The sequence below is a fragment of the Roseateles flavus genome (assembly GCF_039872765.1).
GTDB classification, from domain to species: domain Bacteria; phylum Pseudomonadota; class Gammaproteobacteria; order Burkholderiales; family Burkholderiaceae_C; genus Roseateles_B; species Roseateles_B flavus.
The window spans coordinates 56,489-75,708 of the sequence record NZ_JBDPZC010000003.1; the positions used below are offsets into that span (position 1 = coordinate 56,489).

Here is a 19,220-nt window from a genome sequence, read left to right on the forward strand (position 1 = left end):
TCATGCGCCCGCCAGGCCTTCACTGGAAGCGAATCCGGCCATGGCCTACAGTCGGGTCAGCCCTGCCCCTTGCACCGCAGGGCGGGAGCGCATCATGACCAGCAAGTCCCTGCATGAGTTCTCCGACAGCGGCCTGCACACGGCACTACTGGTGGTCCTGTTGCTGATGGCGCTGGTCGGCGTCGTCGACGCCCTCTTCTTCACGCCGGAAGGCAAGACACCCGTGGTCTGGCGGCTCGAGACCGTGGTGGTGGACGGCAAGTCCGCGCCGCGCTGAGACGCCCCCCGCCCGCATCGGGGCTAGCGAGGCTTGCCGGACGGCGTCACGTGACGTGATCCGCCGGGCTCACATCTGCCGGAACAGGTGCAGGTAGCTGCGACTGACCGGCAAGACCTCGCTGCGCTTCTTCAGGTGCAGGTCCGCGGTTTCATTGGGGCCGCGCGTCACGTGGCTGATCGCGTGCAGATTGACCACCACCGAGCGGTGCACCTGTACGAAGTTCTGGGGATCGAGCTGCTCGATCAACTCGCGGATGGGCGTGCGGATCAAGGCCTCGCCCTCCTCCCAGACCACCAGGGTGTACTTCTCGTCGGAGCGCATGAAGAGGATCTGCTCGACCGGGATGAGGCGCAGCGTGCTGCCCACCGAGGCGCGGATCCACTGCAGATAGCCGCTGGCGGCGGGTGCGGCGCGCGGGGCGGTCACTGGCAGGCTGCCCTCCTGCGCCAGGCGCTGGGCCAGTTGCTCGATCATGGACTCCAGTCCGGCCGCCACAGGCGACTGACCCGCGCGCTGCTGCCGCAGGCGCTCCTGGAGGCGCTCAACGGTGTCACCCAGGCGCGCCGGGTCGACCGGCTTGACGACATAGTCCAGGGCCCCCTGCTCGAAGGCCTGCACCGCGTACTGCTCGTAGGCAGTGACAAAGACCAGCTGCGCGCGGCGGCCGATCTGGCGCGCCGCCTCGACGCCATTGACGCCGGGCATGTGCACATCCAGGAAGACGACGTCCGGCGTGTGGATCTCGAAGAGCTCCACCGCCTCGCGCCCGTTGCGGGCGGTGGCCACCACCGTCAGCTCGGGCCAGTGCTGCAGCAGGGCCCGGCTGAGACTTTCGCGCAGCAGGGGTTCGTCGTCGGCAATCAGGGCAGTGGCGGCAATCATGGGCTGAACTGGATCTGGGCACGCAGGCCGTGCGGTTGATTCTCTGCCAAATCCAGCGAGGCCGAGGGTCCGTAGAACACTTGCAGGCGCTCGCGCAGATTGCGCAGGCCCGTGCCCGTGCCCATGGACTGCGCCAGGCCCACGCCGGTATCCGTGACTCCCAGCACCACGCGTGCCCCCTGGTGCTCGCCGCTGATCACGATGCGGCCGCCGTCCTCGCTGGGGTCGATGCCATGGCGCACGGCGTTCTCCACCAGGGTCAGCAGGGCCATGGGTGGGAAGCGCAGGCTGTGCAGCGGGGCGGGCACCTCGATGCTGAACTGCAGGCGGTCGGGCATGCGCAGGTGCATGAGGTCCAGGTAGGCGCGCACCAGCCCCAGCTCATCGCCCAGCGTGGCCAGCTCATCGTGCAGCCGGGGCATGGCCGCACGCAGATAGGCGATCAGGCTGTGCAGCACCGGCGCGGCCTGCGGCGAGCCCGTCTCCACCAGCGCGCGCACATTGGCAAGCGTATTGAAGAGGAAGTGGGGTTCGATCTGCGCCTGCAGCAGTCGCAGGCGGACATCCAGCGCGCGGCGCTCCAGCTCGCTGCGCTCCAGCTCGAAGCGCAAGGCCTGGGAGCGCGCCTCGGCGTCACGCTGGCGGTACAGCGCGCCCAGTGCGATCAGGGGCCCCAGCAGCAGCCCCGAACCCACGATCCACTGGAAGCCCAGGATGCGGCCCTCGCTCTGCAGCAGCCGGTCGACATCCCCGCCCACCGCGGCCAGGTAGACGATGGCCGTGCCCACTGGCACCGCCAGCACCACGACCATCACCTGCAGCAGCCAGCGCTCGATCCAGCGTGGCAGGCGCCTGGGCCATTGCCCGGCCGCAAGAAAGGCGATCAGCGCCAGGATGGCGACGAACAGCGTCCGGCCCAGCAGGACCGGAAAAGGCGTGATGAAAATGGAATTGAGGAAGCCGGCGGCCACGGCGCCCAGGGCCAGGGCGACCCCGACTCGGCGCGGATTCAGCTCGGCAAAGAAGGCGCGCCGGGCTTCAGCATGGCTGGGCACGGGCGGGCTGGGCATCTTCTCCGATTGCATGGAGCGAGACGATAGCCGCCCGTCGCGCCCTCACCAAGGCGCCAGCCCCAAGGAGGCGATGAGCGACGGTATGGCAAGCCTGAAATACGCTTGCCCGCGCCAGGGGCGCCCAGGGGTGTCTGGATGTGTCTGGCGTGCTCAGGCCGTCACGGCGCCGTAGGGTCTCTGCAGTGCCCGGCTGCTCACGGCCCGCTGCCCTTCGCGCACCGCGTGGCGCAGGGCTTCCGCCGGGGAGGGCCAGCCGTAGCCACCCGCCATGTTCTCGTCCCTGAAAACTTCGTGCTGCGGCCGCCCCTGCTCCAGGCGCATCACCACCACGGCGGCCACATAGCCGTAGGCTCGCGTGCGCTCGATGGCGCCAGCGAAGATCCGGTAGTTCCCGCAGTCGACTTCCTTGAAATGCATGACCAGCTCCATCGCGGCCCAGGCTTCAGGCCGCAGTCCCCACTGTCCTCCCGGGCAGGGGCGAGCAGGGGGACTCTTTAGGGGGCCCCCGAAGGAGGGATAAGCCAGACCAGCCCCCCTCAGTCCCGCGGATCCCGCCAGAACAGCGACCCCATGCGCAGACGCAACTCCTTGAGGCGCCTTCGGCTGCCCTCGTCCAGCCATTGCTCATAGAGGGCCTGCAGCCGTTCGCGCACTCCGGGCTGCGCCAGCAGGCGATCAATGGCCTGCACGGCGCGCCGCCCGGCCGGGCTGGCGGAGCAGGCGATGTAGGACAGCTGGGATTCGTCCAGCTCCTCCAGCGGCCACCAGGCCAGCTGCTCGCCGAGCTCGGGCTGCAGGGCCACGAAGTAGCTGAGCTCGAATTCGTAGACCAGGGTGGCGTCCATGGCATGCGCGCGGGCCAGCATGGCCAGCACGGACTGGTTGGAGGTGTTCAGCACGAAGCGCTGCACCTGGGCCGCATGGGCACCCAGCATGAGATCCACCATCCCGCCATGGGCTCGATAGCCCACGAGGCCCAGGCGCACCCCTCGGTCCAGCAGCCCCTGCAGGGACAGCGGCTGCGGGTCGATGCGCGGTGCCGGCGCCAGCGCATGGTCTCTGCGCATGACCACGCCCACGGGCAGGAAGCGGAAGATGGCCGAGGTGAAGGCATAGCGCGTCATGCGCGAGGCCGTGCGGCTGAAGGCCGGGCTGCAGACCGCCTGATCCGATTCCCGCAGCTCGCGGTCCAGGCGTGCGGGCGACACATGCAGGGTCTCGTGGCGGTACGGCGGCAGGCCGGGCTGCAGCACTTCGGCCAGCATGCGGTCCACATAGCCGCGCCCGCGCAGCGATCCTTCCCGGATGACCATGGGAGCATAGGGCGCCCCCGCCCAGACCAGCCGCTCCGGCGATCCGTTCGACGCCCTGCCCGCCACCGGCGCAGCAAGAGGCTCCGCCGCCTGGCACAGCAGCCCGGGCCACGCCAGGGCGAGCAGCAACAACAACTTCAAGGCCATCGGGCGCGCCTGGCAGGGAGATCCCAGGGACGATAGAGGATGACAGTCCCTTGCACCACAAAGCGGGCCCGCGCAAACGCCCACCAGGACACAAGTTTTGCACGCCAGACGCGCAGAAGACCGCTGCCACGATTGCCGTAGACCCGGTGCGCCGGGGCATACGCTTTCCGCCGCTTCCGCCGTTCTTGCCCTGCCCTTGCTGCCCGCGGCCGCATGGCAGCAAGGGCCATCATCATTGACGGAACCGGATTTCGGAAATGCTGGCCACAAAGCAAAGAAGCCGGCGCTGGGCCGGCTTCTAGGTCCTTGATTCACAAGGCATCTGGCGGAGAGGGGGGGATTCGAACCCCCGGTACGGGGATACCGTACGCCTGATTTCGAGTCAGGTACATTCAACCACTCTGCCACCTCTCCTGATTCGGTGCTCGCGTGGTTGTTTGCGAGTAAGCCCGCTAGTATAGCGACATTTTCCGACCCACCAAGCAATTTCAGCCGGGCAGGCGAAAAAAGTTCAGGCCTTCAGCAGGGCCAAGCCGCCCAGATAGGGGCGCAGCGCTTCCGGCACGGTGATGCTGCCGTCGGCGTTCTGGTAGTTCTCCAGCACGGCCACCAGGGTGCGGCCGACGGCCAGGCCGGAGCCGTTGAGCGTGTGCACCAGCTCGTTCTTGCCCTGGGCATTCTTGAAGCGGGCCTGCATGCGGCGCGCCTGGAAGGCCTCGCAGTTCGAGCAGGAGCTGATCTCGCGGTACACGCCCTGCGCCGGCACCCAGACTTCCAAGTCGAAGGTCTTGGCTGCGCCAAAGCCCATGTCGCCCGTGCACAGGCTCATCACGCGGTAAGGCAGACCCAGCTTCTGCAGGATGGCCTCGGCATGGCCCACCATTTCGTCCAGGGCCTCGTAGCTCTTCTCGGGATGGACGATCTGCACCATCTCGACCTTGTCGAACTGATGCTGGCGGATCAGGCCGCGGGTGTCGCGCCCTGCACTGCCCGCCTCCGAGCGGAAGCAGGGGCTGTGGGCCGTCAGCTTGATGGGCAGCTGGGCCGCATCCAGCACCTGCTCGCGCACGGTGTTGGTCAGCGAGATCTCCGAAGTGGAGATCAGGTACTGCTCCGCCGCTTCGTCGTCACCGCCGCGCAGCACCCAGAACATGTCTTCCTTGAACTTGGGCAGCTGGCCGGTCCCCTCCAGCACCTCGCGGTTGACGATGTAGGGCGTGTAGCACTCGGTGTAGCCGTGCTCTGCGGTCTGCACGTCCAGCATGAACTGCGCCAGCGCGCGGTGCAGACGGGCCGCCGGGCCCTTCAGGAAGGTGAAGCGCGAGCCGCTGAGCTTGGCGCCGGTCTCGAAGTCCAGGCCCAGGGGAGCGCCCAGGTCCACGTGGTCCTTCAGCTCGAAGTCGAAGGTCTTGGGCGTGCCCCAGCGGCGCACCTCGACATTGCCCGATTCATCGGCGCCCGCGGGCACCGACTCATGCGGCAGGTTGGGCACGCTCATCAGCATGGCGTGCAGCTCCTGCTGGATGGCGTCCAGGCGCTCGGCGCCGGCCTTCTGCTCGTCGCCGATGCCGCCGACTTCCGCCATCTCGGCCGAGGCGTCCTCGCCCTTGCCCTTCTTCATGCCGATCTGCTTGGACAGCGCATTGCGGCGTGCCTGCAGCTCTTCGGTGCGGGTTTGCACAGCCTTGCGCTCGGCCTCCAGGGCCTTGAAGCGTTCGACATCCAGGAAGGTCTGGGGATTCTTGCGGGTCTGCAGACGCGCGATCACGGCGTCCAGGTCCTTGCGCAGCAGGGTCAGGTCAAGCATGGGGGTCCTCGTCTCAGGGAGGGAATTCTAGGCAGCGGGCCGGCCGACTCAGGCGCGCCCGGGCGAAAAAGGGGCCGTGTGGCCGTCAGGGAGCGGCCAGCGTCAAGATCGGGACGCGGCGTGCTCGGCCATGGACTTGTCGCCCAGGCCCAGGGGCAGCGGGAAGCGCACATGCTCCTCCACGCCCGGCAGGCTGCGCACGGTGGTGGCACCCAACGCGCGCAGGCGGGCGATGACGGCCTGCACCAGCACGTCAGGGGCCGAGGCGCCCGCCGTGAGGCCCACGCACTGGCGGCCTTCGAACCAGGCGGCCTGCAGGTCCTCGGCGCCATCGACCATATAGGCCGGCGTGCCCAGGCGCTCGGCGAGCTCGCGCAGGCGGTTGCTGTTGGAACTGGTGGGGCTGCCCACCACGATCACCACGTCCACCTGCGGCGCCAGCAGCTTGACGGCATCCTGGCGGTTCTGGGTGGCGTAGCAGATGTCCTGCTTCTTGGGCTCGCGGACCTGCGGGAAGTGCCGCTTCACGGCGGCGAGGATCTCGGCGGCGTCGTCCACGCTGAGCGTGGTCTGGGTGACCACGGCCAGGCGGGCGGGGTCCTTCACGCGCACATGGGGCACGTCCGCCACCTCTTCCACGAGGTAGATGCCATCGCTGAGCTGGCCCATGGTGCCTTCGACCTCGGGGTGCCCCTTGTGGCCGATCATGATGAACTCATAGCCCTCGCGATGCAGCTTGGCCACCTCCACATGCACCTTGGTGACCAGCGGGCAGGTAGCGTCATAGACCTGGAAGCCGCGCTGGGCCGCCTCCTGGCGCACCGCCTGGCTCACGCCATGGGCGCTGAAGATCAGGGTGGCGCCCGGCGGCACGTCCGCCAGGTCCTCGATGAAGATCGCGCCCTTGGCCTTGAGGTCGTTGACCACGAAGGTGTTGTGCACGATCTCGTGGCGCACATAGATGGGTGCGCCGAACTTCTGCAGGGCGCGCTCGACGATCTCGATCGCGCGGTCCACGCCGGCACAGAAGCCGCGGGGCTCGGCCAGCAGAACTTCTCCCAGGGATTGCAGGGCCTGCTCGCTCATCACAGCACCCCGATGATCTGGACTTCGAAGCTCACCGGCTGGCCGGCCAGCGGGTGGTTGAAGTCGAACAGCAGCCAGTCCTCGCCGAGCTCGCGCACCAGGCCGGCGTAGCTGCCCGTGCCGTCCGGCGTCGGGAACTCGATCACATCGCCCACCGAGTAGGTCTGGTCGGGATCGCCCAGCTCGTCCAGGAGGGCGCGCTTCACGCGCTGCAGCATCTCCGGGTTGCGTTCGCCAAAGGCCTCGCCGGCAGCCAGCTCGAAACGGGTGTGCGTGCCCTCGGCCAGGCCGATCAGGCGGGCCTCGATGGCCGGCGCCAACTGGCCGGCGCCCAGGGACAGGGTGGCAGGCTTGTCGTCAAAGGTGTTGACAATGTCGGCACCGTCAGGACCGGCCAGACGGTAGTGCAGGGTTAAAAAGGACCCTTGTTGGATGAGGTTCATGCTGTCCCGGCGCCCAGGCCGGTCTCTTTGTCGCTGTGGCGGATTTTAGGCTGGACGACAATGCGAGCCCGGCCGAACCCACATTCCTTTCAATTCCTTGGTCCAGCGCAAGCTCGCCGCGCCTGGTGCCACGCTGCTTCTTCTGCTCCCATGCTGCATGAACTCCCCGCCGCCGCCCGGCCCCGCGAGAAGCTGCTGGCCCGCGGCGCCTCGGCCCTCGCCGATGCCGAACTGCTGGCCCTGCTGCTGGGCACCGGGCTCAAGGGCAAGCCCGTGCTGAGCCTGTCCCAGGAGCTTCTGGACCGCTTCGGCGGCCTGGCCGGGCTCATGCACGCCGACGCCCAGGCCCTCAAGTCCGTCAAGGGCCTCGGGCCGGCCCGGCGCGCCGAACTGGCCGCCGTCCTCGAGATCGCGGACCGTACCCTTCAATCCCGGCTGCAGCGCAGCTCCAGCTTCGAGGCCCCCCATGCGGTGCGCTCCTATCTGCAGCTGCAGCTGGCCCACCTCGACCACGAAGCCTTTGCCGTGCTGTTCCTTGATGCCCAGCACCGCCTCATCCGCATGGAAGTCCTCTTTCACGGCACCCTCACCCAGGCCAACGTCTACCCCCGCGAGGTCGCCAAGCGTGCCCTGGCCCTGGGCGCGGCGGCGCTGATCCTGGCGCACAACCACCCTTCGGGCGTGGCGGAACCGTCCAAGTCCGACGCACTGCTGACCCAGCAGCTCATCAAGGCCCTGGCCCTGGTAGACGTGCGGGTGCTGGACCACTTCGTCGTGGCGCCCGGGCAGTCGGTCTCCATGGCCGAACGGGGCCTGATCTGACATGAGCCGCAAGCCCGCCACCCCCGCGCTGCAAAGCCTCCAGGACCTGGGCCAGCTGCACAAGGAGCTGCAGCGCCGTCAGCGTGAGGAAGAAGTCCGCCTGGAGCGCGAGGCCGCACAGCGGCGCCTGATGGAGCGCGAGGCACGGCTGTTCGAGCTGAGCGTCGGCCCCGTCACCCAGCTGCCCGACACCGGCCGCGTGCTCCTGAGTGCCGCCCCACCCCTCCCCGAGCCTCGCCAGCGCGAGCTCGACGAACAGGCCGTGCTGCGCCAGGCCCTGTCGGACGACTTCGACGTCGAGTCCCTGCTGGAAACCGACGAGACCCTGTCCTTCCGCCGCCCCGAAGTCAGCCTGGAGGTGGTGCGCAAGCTGCGTCGAGGCCACTGGGCCCTGCAGGCGCAGATTGACCTCCATGGCCTGCGGCGAGACCAGGCGCGCGAAGCCCTGGGCGGCTTCATCCATGACAGCGCGCGCCGCGGCATGCGTTGCGTGCGGGTGGTGCATGGCAAAGGCAACGGATCGCCCGGCCGGGAGCCGGTGCTAAAGACCCGGGTGAGGCGCTGGCTGGTGCAGAAGCAGGAGGTGCTGGCCTTCGTGCAGGCCCGCCCCAGCGACGGCGGCGCGGGGGCCCTGATGGTGCTGCTCAACGGCTGCTGAGGGCCAAACCCGCCCAGCATCCCGGCCCATGCTGAACGCCAGCTTGCAAGGCTGGCCAACTGTCGATGTCGGACCACAGTCGAACGCCAGGACGGTCATCCACAACACCGCCCATTGACGTCCACTCAGCACCCTCGTTAGTCTGGCCCGGCGGCATGCACCGACGGGAGGTTTCCCGGCGGCCCGCCAGGCAAGCGCCCGGGACGGTGCCACCGTGTAGTTCTCATTGACCCCATTCCTGAGAGGACCGCACATGAGCGACTTGCACACCCTGCAACTCCCGAAGAGGAGTGTCAAAGGCATCGGCCTGGTCGTCCTGACCCATGCCTTGATCATCTGGGGGCTGGCCTCCGGCCTGAGCACCCATTTCACGAAGAAGGAACAGCCGCCCGCAGTGTTCATCGACAAGCCGGAGAAGACCGTCAAGCTGGAGCCCCCACCCCTGGAGCCTCCCAAGCCGGTCTTCGATGCCGTCAAGCCTGATCTGATCCCGCTGCGGGACATCCCCATCGAGCAGACCCAGCCCACCATCACGGGCGTCACCGAGGCCACGTCCACGCCCAGCGACGTCAGGCCGGGCAGCGGCAGCAGACCCGTGGAGAACGGCCAGACCCAGGTCGTCACCCCGCCCACGAGCGGTCCGCTGCGCGCTGAGGCCGTGTGCGATGTGATGGCCATGCCCGAGGTGCCGGCCGTGAACTGGAGCGGACGCGCCTCACTGACGGTCCAGGCCCGCCTGGTAGGCGGCCGCGTGGCCGAGGTGCAATTCCTGAGCCTGGCCGGCGGCATGGACGCGCGCACCCGCCGTGCGCTGCAGAGCGCGGTGCAGGCGGCCCTGGGCGCCTACCAGTGCCGCGGCAACCAGGCCTTCGAGCAGGAGTTCGTCTTCAACATCCAATGAGTTAGAGGCGCTGCCTCGAGACGGCAGGGGCGTGGCTGCGCCCCTGCTTCCCGGTGAGCAGACGTATCCATCTGAACCAAGCTGTCACTCCCTTGGCCGTCTCTCCTGGGGCAAGCCCCTGACGCCGCCATTGAGCCGCATTGACAGGCCCGCCGCCGCCTCACTAGTCTGGACTCGCGTCGTGCGCCGAGGGAGTCGTCCCGGCACTGGCTGGCGATTCTCGAGACGGTGTCACCCCGTGGTGCCCAAGCCGCATTCACAGAGGAGGCCTGCCCATGAACAGCACCCCTGCCCTGCAGCTGCCCCGTCGAGGGCTGCGAAGCCTGGTCCTGGTGATCCTGATCCACGTCCTCATCATCTGGGGACTGTCCTCGGGCCTGGCCCGTGACATCGTCAAGAAGGTCGTCCCCCCCACGGTATGGGTCGACGAGGTGGTGGAGCCCGAGAAGCTCGTGCAGCCCAAGCTCGAGATCGCCAAGCCTGAGTTCACGCCGCCGGAAACGCCGGTCATCCCCGCGCCGGAGATCCAGATCGACAAGTCGCTCCCCTCGCCCATCACGGTGGCGGTCGAGGCCGATGCCAGCCCGGCGCTCACGCAGGGAAGCCACCCGGCCATGCCTTCGGAGGACGGCGCCCCGACGTCCGAGGCCGCCCGACCGGAGGCACTCTGCAGCGTGATGGCCCCGCCGGCCGTGCCGGCCGTGAACTGGGAAGGCCAGGCCATGTTCCGCATCCACGCCCGGCTGCAGGCCGGCCATGTGGCGGACGTGAAGGTGCTCAGCAGCACCGGCGGCATGGACGCCCGCACTCGCCGCGCCTTGCTGGACTCGGTGCAGTCCGCGCTGGGCGCCTACCAGTGCCGGGGCAATCAGGGCTTCGAGCAGGAGTTCGTCTTCAAGATCGTCCGTTGACCCGCGGGCAGACCCTGCCCCGGTGCGCCAGGCTTGCCGAAAGTGGCGCCACCAGAGGCCGTCCACCAGCTGCAGGCAGACCAGCAGCAGGCAGGCCAGCAACAACAACCCCGCCGACCAGCGCCGCTCCAGGTGGCGAGGCCGATGGGATGCAATAGCCGCGCGGCCTCGAGCTTCTCGGCCACCCAGGCCAGGCAGACGACCACGGAGGCCATGAGCAGCCCCCCGGCCGCCGCAGAGCGCAAGGAAACGGCCGGGGCATCACAGCCCCACCCGGGCCCGCACGCCCCAGACGCGGATGGACGGGCTGCCGGCCTGGGCCAGCGGCCGACGTATCCATTGCAGGTCCGGTGTGATCTGCACCTTGTCGTTGAGTTGATAGCGGTAGAACAGCTCACAGACCTGTTCCTGCGCGCCAGAAGTCTGTGCCTGACGCCAGGACTGCGCAGCATGCAGCCAGGCGGCGGCCAGGCCCAGACCGTCGGCACTGCGCCCCCAGCGCCGGCCGTCGAGCTCCAGGCCCAGGGTCAGCGCCCGGTCCACGCGCGGCGAGCCCTTCAGCTGGTGGCCGTAGCGCAGGAAGCCGGTCCAGTCATTGCCCAGGCGCTGGTCCAGGGAGGCGCCCCAGCCCCCATGCGCGGCGGGGCGCCCCTCATGATCGCTGGCCTGGCCGTTGCGCCAGGCGTAGACCCGATAGTTGCCTGGCAGGCCGCCCCACAGGCGCCGGCTGGTGTCCAGCTGGGCCAGCAGCAGCGGCCGGCCCAGGCCCCGGCCGAAGCCCGCCGCCTCGCCCGCGGCGAACACGCCCAGGGAGGCGTTCCAGCCGGTCGCCCGGTCAGGCGAGGCGCCATAGGCAAGGCGCAGGCCCGGCGCGAAGCCGTAAGCGTCGCCGCCAATGTCTCCCCCCGCGTCCAGCAGAGGGTTGTGCACGAAGACCTTGTTCTGGAAGCGCGCTGTCTCGTCGTCTGCGATGGCGTTCTGGTCGAAGAACAGGAAGGGGTCCATCTTGCCCACGGTGATCTCCAGCTGCTCACGGTCCTGGGCCTGCCCATGCTCACGCGGCAGGGGCACGGTCAGTTGGTACCAGGCCTGGGCCAGGCTGGCGAAGGCGTCCGAGGCGCCGGCCTGCGTCTGGAAGACGATGGCATTCGTGCCGCCCGCCAGGCTGTCGCGCAGCGTGAGCCCCTCCCCCTGCCCCAGCCGCACATGGACGAACAGGCGGCCCTCGATGTCGTTGAGCCGGCCGGCCGGCACGCCCACCGAGACATCGCCCCGGTAGTTCAGCCGCGACTGAGCGCTGCTGCCGTCCCGAGACCTCGCCGGCGCCCGCTGCAGCACGCCCGTCAGCGAGGCCGCCACACTGACGCCCTCCAGCGCCTCGATCTGCCGTTCCACCGGCTTGAGCCCGGTGACGAGCTCGGGCTCCTGCTCGCTCAGGCGTTCGGTGGCCAGGGCCTTGTCGGTCTGCTGCCGGGCGTCCTCCAGGGCCTGGAGCCGCGGGTCCGTCGCCGGGGCCAGGGCATCCAGCCGCTCGCGCAGCTGCTGGTTCTCCCTCTCCAGGCGCTCCATGCGCTGCAGCAGATGCCGGAGCTCGGGCGGCAAGGGCAAGGCGGCCTGGGCGCACGCCAGCACCGGGCCCAGCAAGGCCGCGCCCAGCAGCGGATGCAGGGTCCGGCGCATCTCAGTACCCGCCCTTCCTGCCGGGGCCGCGGAGTTTGACGCTGTCGCCGTGGTGCGGGCCGTTGCTGACAGGCCCTTCGGGCGCCATGTCCACCGGCTGCAGGCAGACGGCAGCGATGTCCATGCCCGCCGGGTTCTGCGGCACGCCGATGGGCGTTTCCGCGGCCTGGGTCTGCCAGCGGCGATTGAACGTCATGCATGCCTCCGAGAGAAAGTGGGAGGCAATGTAAATGCGAACCACTCGCATTCAGTTGAACAAGATCAAGCTTGCTGCGCAGGCGCGCCGCCCGCCCCGGCAGGCACGCCGCGTACGGCGACGTACGGCAAGTACGGCTGGCGATCTGAGGCGCCCGGCAGCGGCAGCGGCAGCGGCAGCGCCGTGCGCAGGCAGACAGGCGAGAAGCAGGCGTCAGTGCGCCCGTGCCCGCTCAGCCGCCGATATTGCGCATCCAGTCCGCCGTGCCCATGAAGGCCTCGTCCAGGCGGGACTGCAGGGCCGGGTCCAGGGCCAGCTCGGCCATGGCCTGGCGCATGCAGGCCACCCATTGGTCGCGCTCGCGGATGCCGATGCGAAACGGCAGGTGCCGGGCCCGCAGGCGCGGGTGGCCGAAGCGCTCGACGAAATGGTCCGGCCCGCCCAGCCAGCCGCAGAGGAACCAGAAGAGCTTGTCCCGCGAGCCGGACATGTCGGTGGGATGCACGGCCCGCAACTCGGCATAGGCCGGTTCCAGGTCCATGAGGTCGTAGAAGCGGTCGACCAGGGCACGTACGGCGTCCTCGCCGCCCACCCACTCATAGGCGCTGCGGGGCGGCTCCTTGCTCGAAGCGGAATCAGTCATGCCGCCAGCTTAGCAGCGCGGGAGCGTTGCTGGCCTCAGCTCAGCAGGCGGGTCGCCAGGGCTTTGATGGACTGCGCGGCATCGCTGCCGGGGAAGTGCTCCAGCAGCAGTTGGCGCTTGAGCACGGCCTGCCGCACGGCCAGGTCCGCCTTGACCTCGCCCAGCAGCTCCAGCTTGAAGCCCTGGCCCGGCAGGGAGCCCACGAAGCGCTGCAGCACCTGCTGCAGCTGCCCGCAGATCAGCTTGCCCTCACCGGGTCGCGAGGCCTGGTTGAGCACCAGCCCCACATGACGGCGATCCTGCTGCGTGACCAGCACCTTGATGGTGGCATAGGCGTCCGTCAGGGAAGTCGGCTCGGGCGTGGCGACGACCAGCACATCGGTCGCCAGGGACACGGCATAGAGCACGACGTCGGAGATGCCGGCACCGGTGTCCAGCAGCACCCAGTCGAAGCGCGGCTTGACCAGCTCGATGATGTGCAGGAGCTTCTCGCGGACCTCGGGCGTCAGGCGCGAGTACTCGACCATGCCCGAGCCCGCCAGCAGCACGTGAAAGCCGCCGGGAGCCGGCAGGATGGCCTGTTCCAGCGTGGCCTTCTCCGTGAAGACGTCGTGCAGGGTGATCTTGGGATGCAGGTTCAGCACCACGTCGAGGTTGGCCAGGCCCAGGTCAGCGTCAAGGACCAGCACACGCAGGCCGCGGGCCGCGAGGGCGGCCGCGAGGTTGGCAGTCACAAAGGTCTTGCCGACGCCCCCCTTGCCGCTGGTGACGGCCAGGGTCCGGGCGCCGCCTCGGCTGGGCCGGGTGGGAGATGCAGCAGGCGCTGGGGTGGTGCTCATTCGCTTTCCTGTTGCGTTAGTGCAAACAACATGCTTTTTTCGTCAGCGCTGACCAGGGAGTCCGGCTGGGCCTCCAGACAGGCGCGGTTGCGGCCTTCGGCCTTGGCGCGGTAGAGCTGGCGGTCGGCGCGTTCCATCCACAGCAGGGCCGAGGAACGCACCCATTGCGGCGCAAAGGCGCCGCCCAGGCTGACGGTGATCTTGAGGGACTGCATCGGCGTCACCTGGATGGGCAGGGCCTCCACGGTCTCGCGGATGCGCTCCGCCACGGTGGCGCCAAAGGTGGCCGGGCAGTTAGGCAGGATGATGGCGAACTCCTCGCCGCCCACGCGGGCCACGGTGTCCATGGGGCGCACGGTCTGCATGAGAGCCTTGGCCACCGCCTGGATCACCAGGTCGCCAGCCGCATGACCGTAGGTGTCATTGACCGACTTGAAATGGTCGATGTCCAGCACCAGCAGCAGGGCCGGCTCGCCGGAGCGGGCCACCCGGTCCACCTCGCGCGACAGCGCCATCTCGAAGCTGCGGCGGTTGTCCAGATGGGTCAGGGCGTCCTTGCTGGAGAGATCGCACAGGGCATCCAGCACGGCCTGCAGCCAAGCCCTGCTGTGGGGTTCGGTGTCGGGCAGCATGGCGCCGGCCTGCTGCAGCAGCTGCAGCGCGGGCTCCAGGCGGAGGTCCTGGATGTCGATGTGAGGGCGGGATGGACTGGATGGCAAGAGCGTCCCCTGAGGATGCCAGGGCAGTCTAGCAGCGCCCAAGTGCGCAAACTGGCACGAATTGGCCCGTTCTCCCCTCCCAGTTTTTACATTCTTGCCACGGCAGGCTCACAGACACTGGAAAACACCCGAGAATCGACTCGACAGGGCCATAGAAGCCCTTGCCGACCAACCAGGAGCAGCGAGCAATATCCATGCGGCCCACCCTGCCAGCGTCCCCCGTTGCCGAGTCCGTGGACCACGAGTTCAGTTTCAGCCGCAGCGACTTCGACCGCGTGCGCCAACTGATCTACCAGCATGCCGGCATCAGCCTGCATGACGGCAAGCACGCCATGGTCTACAGCCGCCTGTCCCGCCGGCTGCGGGACACCGGCTACAACTCCTTCGCCAGCTACCTGCAGTGGCTGGAATCCTCCACCGGCCCCCAGGGCGAGCAGGAGTGGCAGGAGTTCGTCAACTGCCTGACGACCAACCTGACCTCCTTCTTCCGCGAGGAACACCACTTCCATGCGCTGGCCGACGACCTGAAGCCGCTGGCGGGCAAACCCGTGCGCATCTGGTGCTGCGCGGCCTCCACCGGCGAGGAGCCCTACTCCATCGCGATGACCTGCTCAGAGGCCCTGGGCAGCAGCGCGCAGGTGCAGATCGTCGCCAGCGACATCGACACCAACGTGCTCAACACGGCCCGGCGCGGCGTCTACAACGCGGACTCCCGCGGCCTCTCGCCGGCCCGCCTCAAGAGCTTCTTCATGCGGGGCACGGGGGCCAACGAAGGGCGCATCCGCGTCAAGCCGGAGTTGCAGCGCTGGATCGACTTCAAGTCGCTCAACCTGATGAACAACCAGTGGCAGCTGGGCGAGCCTTTCCACATCGTCTTCTGCCGCAACGTGATGATCTATTTCGACGCCCCGACGCAGCGCAAGGTGCTGGAGCGCATCCACAAGGTGATGCGTCCCAACGGCCTGCTCTTCGTCGGCCACTCCGAGAACTTCACCGAATCCAAGGATCTGTTCCGACTGCGCGGCAAGACCATTTACGAGCGCGTCTGAGCCGGGCCTCGGCCCGCCCCTCCATTTTCCCGAGCCCCCAGGCCGATACACCATCATGAGCACGCCTTCCCCCTCATCAGCCGTCAGCGCCTTGCAGGCCAGCGGCGTCGGCGCCGCGCGTGTGGCCCAGTTGAAGGCACAGCCCCGCAAGCAGGGTGAAGCCTCCTTCTTCTTCTACGACGCCCACTTCAAGAACGCCGCGGTCAAGGTCCTGCCCGGTGAGTACTTTGTCGACAGCGAAGACCTGCTGGTCATGACCACCCTGGGTTCCTGCATCGCGGCCTGTCTGTGGGACCGCCATGCGCAGGTCGGCGGCATGAACCACTTCATGCTGCCCGAGGGGGCCGGCGATTCGGGCCGCTACGGCTCCTTCGCCATGGAACTGCTGATCAACGAGATGATGAAGCGCGGCGCCTCCAAGGGCCGCATGGAAGCCAAGATCTTCGGCGGCGGCGCCGTGATCAGCGGCATGAACACCATCAACGTCGGCGAGCGCAACACCAACTTCGTGCTGGACTACCTCAAGCTGGAACGCATTCCCGTGGTCTCCAAGGACGTCATGGACGTCTACCCCAGAAAAGTCTGCTTCCTGCCGCACAGCGGCAAGGCCATGGTGAAGCGACTGGCCCCCACCAACACCGACGCCCTGCTGCAACAGGATCGCGCCGCCGCCCAGAAGGCTCAGCCCGTGGTGGCGACCGGCGGCTCCATCGATCTGTTCTGAGGCGCAACGAGGGAAAGAGAAATGGCCAAGACCAAAGTCGTGGTGGTCGATGACTCCGCACTGGTGCGCAGCATCCTGACCGAAATCATCAACCGTCAACCGGACATGGAATGCATCGGCGCGGCTGCCGACCCGCTGGCCGCCCGCGAGATGATCCGCAACCTCAATCCGGACGTGATCACCCTGGACGTCGAGATGCCCAAAATGGACGGGCTGGACTTCCTCTCCCGCCTGATGCGCCTGCGGCCCATGCCCGTGGTGATGGTGTCCACGCTGACCGAGCGCGGCGCCGAGGTGACGCTCAAGGCCCTGGAGCTGGGTGCCATCGACTTCGTGGCCAAGCCCAAGATCGGCGTGGCCGACGGCATCCGCCAGCTGGCCCAGGACATCACCGACAAGATCCGCGTGGCCTCCAAGGCCCACATCCGCCGCCATCACGCGCCCGCGCCTGCCGCGGCGCCGGGAGAGGCCCCCGTGGCGCCCAAGCCGGTCACCGTGGCCAATATCGGCCGCCTGTCGACGGAAAAAATCATCTTCATCGGCGCCTCCACCGGCGGCACCGAGGCCACCAAGGACGTGCTGGTCAACCTCCCCCCGGACAGCCCGGCCGTGGTCATCACCCAGCACATGCCGCCTGGCTTCACCAAGAGCTATGCGGCGCGCCTGGACGGCCTGTGCAAGATCCGCGTCAAGGAAGCACAGGACGGCGAGCGCATCCTGCCCGGCCACGGCTACATCGCCCCGGGCGGCATGCACCTCAGCGTCGAGCGTTCCGGTGCCAACTACATCGCCCGGGTGCAGGACGGCGAGCCCGTCAACCGCCACAAGCCGTCCGTCGAGGTGCTGTTCAACTCGGCGGCGCGCGTGGTGGGCCCCAATGCCCTGGGCATCATGCTGACCGGCATGGGCGCTGACGGCGCCCGAGCCATGAAGGTCATGAAGGACGCCGGCGCCTACAACTTCGTGCAGGACGAGGCCACCTGCGTGGTCTTCGGCATGCCGCGCGAGGCCATCAACGCGGGCGCCGCGGACGAAATCCTGCCCCTGGGCCAGATCGCGCCGCGCCTGATCGAACGCCTGCGCAGTACGGCGGGTTTCTCGACCAACCGCGTCTGAGGGCCAGATCTTGCCTGCCGCCGCCGGCCCGCGGCGGTGGCGTTTCGACTGCGGACTTGTTCACGGTCTGAGGCGATTCGTGTCAGCTGGGGATCAGGGTCGTCACCCTGTCATCGAGGGCGTCCACAGTGGCTTCCATGTCCCTGGCCTTCTCCGTTCCTGATACCCGCTGCGCCCCGGTCAGCGTTCGCGCCCTGATCGACACCGAGCAGCTGCGCACGGTCTTCCAGCCCATCGCCGCCCTGGACTGCAGCAGCATCCATGGCCACGAGGCACTGGTCCGCGGACCGGCGGGCAGCCCGCTTGAGTTTCCTGACGCTCTCTTCGAAGCCGGTCGCCGCGAAGGCCTCAGCGTCGAGCTGGAGGTCCGCTGCGCCCTGCTGGCCATGCGCGACTGGGCGCAGGCCCGGCTGCCCGGCAAGCTCTTCATCAACATCTCTGCCTCGGCCCTGTGCATGGCGCTCAGCGAGCAGAACTGGCAGCGCGGCCTGGGGCTGTGCGAGCGCTACGGCATCACGCCCTCGGACGTGGTCGTGGAGCTGACCGAGCACGAGCGCGTGAGCGACATCGACAGCCTGCGCCGCGGCCTGGTGCGCCTGCGGCGCCTGGGCGTGGGTATCGCGCTGGATGATTTCGGCGACGGGCGCTCCAGCCTGCGGCTGTGGTCGGAGATCCAGCCCAATCTCGTCAAGATCGACAAGTACTTCACTCAGCACCTGCCGGCGCACGCCGAGAAGCTGCAGACTTTCCGCGCCCTGCTGCAGCTGGCCGAGACCTTCGGCGCGCAGCTGGTGGCGGAAGGCATCGAGCAGCCCGAGGAGCTTCGCGTGCTGCGCGACCTGGGCGTCTCCTATGGCCAGGGCTGGTTGCTGGGACGGCCCAGCGACGGCGGCGCGCGCGAGCTGCTGCCCGCCGCCCGTGCGGTGCTGGCCAGTGCCGACATCGCCGTGCTGCCCGAGCTGCGACGCGCTGGCGGTCCGGGCATCACGGCGGAGAGCCTGGCCCAGCAGGCGCCCGCGCTGCCACAGTCGACCACGCATGAGCAGCTCTACCGCTTCTTCAATGAGCAGGAAGGCCTGCAGGCCGTGGCCGTGCTGGATGCGCAGGAGCAGCCGGTGGCCCTGGTCGACCGCAGCCAGTTCCTGAATCGCTGGGCCAAGCCCTTCTTCAACGACCTCTACGGTCGCCACGCCTGCACGCTCTTCGCCAACACCTCGCCGCTGGTCGTCGACGCACAGACCGGCCTGGATGCCCTCACGCGCGTGCTGACCTCGGCCGACCAGCGCTACCTGCGCGAGGGCTTCATCATCACCCGCGAGGGCCGCTACCTCGGCCTGGGCACGGGCGAGCAGCTGGTGCGCTCGGTGACCGAGGCCCGCATCGAGGCCGCGCGTCATGCCAATCCGCTGACCTTCCTGCCGGGCAACATCCCCATCAGCCAGCACATCGGCCGCCTGCTGGCCAGCGGCCGCAGCTTCGTCGCGGCCTATGCCGACCTCAACCACTTCAAGCCCTACAACGACCTCTACGGCTACTGGCGCGGCGACGAGATGATCCGCCTGGCGGCCCGCGTCATGAGCAGCCACTGCGACAGCCAGCGGGACTTCCTGGGCCACGTGGGTGGGGACGACTTCGTCATCCTGTTCCAGAGCGACGACTGGGAGGCGCGCTGCGAGCAGATCTGCTCCCGCTTCAACGAGCTGGCCCGCGGCCTCTTCGACGCCGAGGCCCTGGCGGCCGGCGGCATCATGGCCGAGGACCGCCATGGCAATCTGCGCTTCCATCCCTGCACCACGCTGAGCCTGGGCGTGGTGTGCATCAGCCCCGGTCTCCTGCACCGGGCGGAGGACGTTGCCAGCGCCGCCGCCAACGCCAAGAGGCATGCCAAGCATGCGCAGCAGAGCGTCTACGTGATGGCCGCCTGAGTGAGC

The 19,220-nt window shown here is 68.5% G+C and carries 21 protein-coding genes and 1 tRNA gene; 9 read left to right on the forward strand and 13 right to left on the reverse strand.

The window, feature by feature from the left end:
- The first annotated feature begins 94 nt into the window (after window positions 1-94).
- Complete coding sequence (locus tag ABDJ40_RS08120; protein ID WP_269629487.1) at window positions 95-277, forward strand: hypothetical protein; 183 nt, start codon at window positions 95-97, stop codon at window positions 275-277.
- A 69-nt stretch (window positions 278-346) separates the two neighbouring features.
- On the opposite strand, the gene ABDJ40_RS08125 is transcribed toward ABDJ40_RS08120, so the two are convergent.
- The 8 genes from ABDJ40_RS08125 to ABDJ40_RS08160 all read right to left on the reverse strand — a co-directional run bounded on the left by ABDJ40_RS08125 (window position 347) and on the right by ABDJ40_RS08160 (window position 7,031).
- Window positions 347-1,162, reverse strand: coding sequence for a LytR/AlgR family response regulator transcription factor (locus ABDJ40_RS08125; protein WP_347608622.1), 816 nt, complete (start codon window positions 1,160-1,162; stop codon window positions 347-349).
- Entirely contained in the window at window positions 1,159-2,232 is a 1,074-nt protein-coding gene (locus ABDJ40_RS08130; RefSeq protein WP_347608624.1) for a sensor histidine kinase, read from the reverse strand. The genes ABDJ40_RS08125 and ABDJ40_RS08130 overlap by 4 nt, the downstream gene beginning before the upstream one ends.
- Before the next feature lie 153 nt (window positions 2,233-2,385).
- Window positions 2,386-2,652: a hypothetical protein gene (locus ABDJ40_RS08135; RefSeq protein ID WP_347608626.1), complete on the reverse strand. Its 267-nt coding sequence runs from the start codon at window positions 2,650-2,652 to the stop codon at window positions 2,386-2,388.
- A 119-nt stretch (window positions 2,653-2,771) separates the two neighbouring features.
- The gene (locus tag ABDJ40_RS08140; protein ID WP_347608628.1) at window positions 2,772-3,695 is read right to left on the reverse strand and encodes a hypothetical protein; all 924 of its coding nucleotides are present in this window, start codon (window positions 3,693-3,695) and stop codon (window positions 2,772-2,774) included.
- Window positions 3,696-4,018: 323 nt separating this feature from the next.
- Window positions 4,019-4,109: transfer RNA gene (locus tag ABDJ40_RS08145), tRNA-Ser, on the reverse strand.
- Window positions 4,110-4,206: 97 nt separating this feature from the next.
- Window positions 4,207-5,502 (reverse strand): serine--tRNA ligase, encoded by a 1,296-nt coding sequence (gene serS, locus ABDJ40_RS08150; protein WP_347608630.1) that lies wholly within the window; start codon window positions 5,500-5,502, stop codon window positions 4,207-4,209.
- A gap of 102 nt (window positions 5,503-5,604) precedes the next feature.
- Window positions 5,605-6,588, reverse strand: coding sequence for a 4-hydroxy-3-methylbut-2-enyl diphosphate reductase (gene ispH, locus ABDJ40_RS08155; protein ID WP_347608632.1), 984 nt, complete (start codon window positions 6,586-6,588; stop codon window positions 5,605-5,607).
- On the reverse strand, window positions 6,588-7,031 hold the full coding sequence (locus tag ABDJ40_RS08160) for an FKBP-type peptidyl-prolyl cis-trans isomerase (protein ID WP_347608634.1): 444 nt from the start codon (window positions 7,029-7,031) through the stop codon (window positions 6,588-6,590). The genes ispH and ABDJ40_RS08160 overlap by 1 nt, the downstream gene beginning before the upstream one ends.
- Window positions 7,032-7,181: 150 nt before the next feature.
- On the opposite strand from ABDJ40_RS08160, the gene radC reads away from it, so the two are divergent.
- The 4 genes from radC (at window position 7,182) to ABDJ40_RS08180 (ending at window position 10,323) form a co-directional block, all read left to right on the forward strand.
- Window positions 7,182-7,853: a RadC family protein gene (gene radC, locus ABDJ40_RS08165; RefSeq protein ID WP_269629497.1), complete on the forward strand. Its 672-nt coding sequence runs from the start codon at window positions 7,182-7,184 to the stop codon at window positions 7,851-7,853.
- A gap of 1 nt (window position 7,854) precedes the next feature.
- Window positions 7,855-8,511, forward strand: a complete 657-nt coding sequence (locus ABDJ40_RS08170) for a Smr/MutS family protein (RefSeq protein WP_269629498.1) — start codon at window positions 7,855-7,857, stop codon at window positions 8,509-8,511.
- A 253-nt stretch (window positions 8,512-8,764) separates the two neighbouring features.
- A complete protein-coding gene (locus ABDJ40_RS08175) occupies window positions 8,765-9,412 on the forward strand; it encodes a hypothetical protein (RefSeq protein WP_347608637.1) in 648 nt (215 codons plus the stop codon).
- Between the two features lie 275 nt (window positions 9,413-9,687).
- Window positions 9,688-10,323: a hypothetical protein gene (locus tag ABDJ40_RS08180; protein WP_347608639.1), complete on the forward strand. Its 636-nt coding sequence runs from the start codon at window positions 9,688-9,690 to the stop codon at window positions 10,321-10,323.
- Window positions 10,324-10,584: 261 nt separating this feature from the next.
- On the opposite strand, the gene ABDJ40_RS08185 is transcribed toward ABDJ40_RS08180, so the two are convergent.
- The 5 genes from ABDJ40_RS08185 to ABDJ40_RS08205 all read right to left on the reverse strand — a co-directional run bounded on the left by ABDJ40_RS08185 (window position 10,585) and on the right by ABDJ40_RS08205 (window position 14,400).
- On the reverse strand, window positions 10,585-12,003 hold the full coding sequence (locus tag ABDJ40_RS08185) for a carbohydrate porin (protein ID WP_347608641.1): 1,419 nt from the start codon (window positions 12,001-12,003) through the stop codon (window positions 10,585-10,587).
- A gap of 1 nt (window position 12,004) precedes the next feature.
- Window positions 12,005-12,199, reverse strand: coding sequence for an iron transporter (locus ABDJ40_RS08190; RefSeq protein ID WP_347608643.1), 195 nt, complete (start codon window positions 12,197-12,199; stop codon window positions 12,005-12,007).
- 232 nt (window positions 12,200-12,431) lie between these two features.
- A complete protein-coding gene (locus tag ABDJ40_RS08195) occupies window positions 12,432-12,842 on the reverse strand; it encodes a group II truncated hemoglobin (protein ID WP_347608645.1) in 411 nt (136 codons plus the stop codon).
- Between the two features lie 35 nt (window positions 12,843-12,877).
- Window positions 12,878-13,681, reverse strand: coding sequence for a MinD/ParA family protein (locus ABDJ40_RS08200; protein ID WP_347608647.1), 804 nt, complete (start codon window positions 13,679-13,681; stop codon window positions 12,878-12,880).
- The gene (locus tag ABDJ40_RS08205) at window positions 13,678-14,400 is read right to left on the reverse strand and encodes a GGDEF domain-containing protein (RefSeq protein WP_347608649.1); all 723 of its coding nucleotides are present in this window, start codon (window positions 14,398-14,400) and stop codon (window positions 13,678-13,680) included. Before ABDJ40_RS08205 ends, ABDJ40_RS08200 begins: the two co-directional genes overlap by 4 nt.
- A gap of 194 nt (window positions 14,401-14,594) precedes the next feature.
- Here ABDJ40_RS08205 and ABDJ40_RS08210 point away from each other — a divergent pair, with 194 nt between their 5' ends.
- The 4 genes from ABDJ40_RS08210 (at window position 14,595) to ABDJ40_RS08225 (ending at window position 19,214) form a co-directional block, all read left to right on the forward strand.
- Entirely contained in the window at window positions 14,595-15,449 is an 855-nt protein-coding gene (locus tag ABDJ40_RS08210; protein ID WP_347608651.1) for a CheR family methyltransferase, read from the forward strand.
- Window positions 15,450-15,504: 55 nt separating this feature from the next.
- Window positions 15,505-16,173, forward strand: a complete 669-nt coding sequence (gene cheD, locus ABDJ40_RS08215; protein ID WP_347608653.1) for a chemoreceptor glutamine deamidase CheD — start codon at window positions 15,505-15,507, stop codon at window positions 16,171-16,173.
- Between the two features lie 21 nt (window positions 16,174-16,194).
- Window positions 16,195-17,289: a protein-glutamate methylesterase/protein-glutamine glutaminase gene (locus ABDJ40_RS08220; protein ID WP_269629509.1), complete on the forward strand. Its 1,095-nt coding sequence runs from the start codon at window positions 16,195-16,197 to the stop codon at window positions 17,287-17,289.
- Window positions 17,290-17,426: 137 nt separating this feature from the next.
- Window positions 17,427-19,214: a GGDEF domain-containing protein gene (locus ABDJ40_RS08225; protein ID WP_347608656.1), complete on the forward strand. Its 1,788-nt coding sequence runs from the start codon at window positions 17,427-17,429 to the stop codon at window positions 19,212-19,214.
- Window positions 19,215-19,220: the final 6 nt, after the last annotated feature.

Bases quoted from the DNA above. Each gene is read 5' to 3' on its own strand.
- ABDJ40_RS08180 (WP_347608639.1), top strand. From the start codon at position 9,688: ATGAACAGCACCCCTGCCCTGCAGCTGCCCCGTCGAGGGCTGCGAAGC.
- ABDJ40_RS08195 (WP_347608645.1), bottom strand. From the start codon at position 12,842: ATGACTGATTCCGCTTCGAGCAAGGAGCCGCCCCGCAGCGCCTATGAG.
- serS (WP_347608630.1), bottom strand. From the start codon at position 5,502: ATGCTTGACCTGACCCTGCTGCGCAAGGACCTGGACGCCGTGATCGCG.
- ABDJ40_RS08160 (WP_347608634.1), bottom strand. From the start codon at position 7,031: ATGAACCTCATCCAACAAGGGTCCTTTTTAACCCTGCACTACCGTCTG.
- ABDJ40_RS08190 (WP_347608643.1), bottom strand. From the start codon at position 12,199: ATGACGTTCAATCGCCGCTGGCAGACCCAGGCCGCGGAAACGCCCATC.
- ABDJ40_RS08125 (WP_347608622.1), bottom strand. From the start codon at position 1,162: ATGATTGCCGCCACTGCCCTGATTGCCGACGACGAACCCCTGCTGCGC.
- ABDJ40_RS08120 (WP_269629487.1), top strand. From the start codon at position 95: ATGACCAGCAAGTCCCTGCATGAGTTCTCCGACAGCGGCCTGCACACG.
- ABDJ40_RS08210 (WP_347608651.1), top strand. From the start codon at position 14,595: ATGCGGCCCACCCTGCCAGCGTCCCCCGTTGCCGAGTCCGTGGACCAC.
- ABDJ40_RS08225 (WP_347608656.1), top strand. From the start codon at position 17,427: ATGTCCCTGGCCTTCTCCGTTCCTGATACCCGCTGCGCCCCGGTCAGC.
- ispH (WP_347608632.1), bottom strand. From the start codon at position 6,588: ATGAGCGAGCAGGCCCTGCAATCCCTGGGAGAAGTTCTGCTGGCCGAG.
- ABDJ40_RS08140 (WP_347608628.1), bottom strand. From the start codon at position 3,695: ATGGCCTTGAAGTTGTTGTTGCTGCTCGCCCTGGCGTGGCCCGGGCTG.
- radC (WP_269629497.1), top strand. From the start codon at position 7,182: ATGCTGCATGAACTCCCCGCCGCCGCCCGGCCCCGCGAGAAGCTGCTG.
- ABDJ40_RS08175 (WP_347608637.1), top strand. From the start codon at position 8,765: ATGAGCGACTTGCACACCCTGCAACTCCCGAAGAGGAGTGTCAAAGGC.
- ABDJ40_RS08220 (WP_269629509.1), top strand. From the start codon at position 16,195: ATGGCCAAGACCAAAGTCGTGGTGGTCGATGACTCCGCACTGGTGCGC.
- ABDJ40_RS08135 (WP_347608626.1), bottom strand. From the start codon at position 2,652: ATGCATTTCAAGGAAGTCGACTGCGGGAACTACCGGATCTTCGCTGGC.
- ABDJ40_RS08200 (WP_347608647.1), bottom strand. From the start codon at position 13,681: ATGAGCACCACCCCAGCGCCTGCTGCATCTCCCACCCGGCCCAGCCGA.
- ABDJ40_RS08130 (WP_347608624.1), bottom strand. From the start codon at position 2,232: ATGCCCAGCCCGCCCGTGCCCAGCCATGCTGAAGCCCGGCGCGCCTTC.
- cheD (WP_347608653.1), top strand. From the start codon at position 15,505: ATGAGCACGCCTTCCCCCTCATCAGCCGTCAGCGCCTTGCAGGCCAGC.
- ABDJ40_RS08170 (WP_269629498.1), top strand. From the start codon at position 7,855: ATGAGCCGCAAGCCCGCCACCCCCGCGCTGCAAAGCCTCCAGGACCTG.
- ABDJ40_RS08185 (WP_347608641.1), bottom strand. From the start codon at position 12,003: ATGCGCCGGACCCTGCATCCGCTGCTGGGCGCGGCCTTGCTGGGCCCG.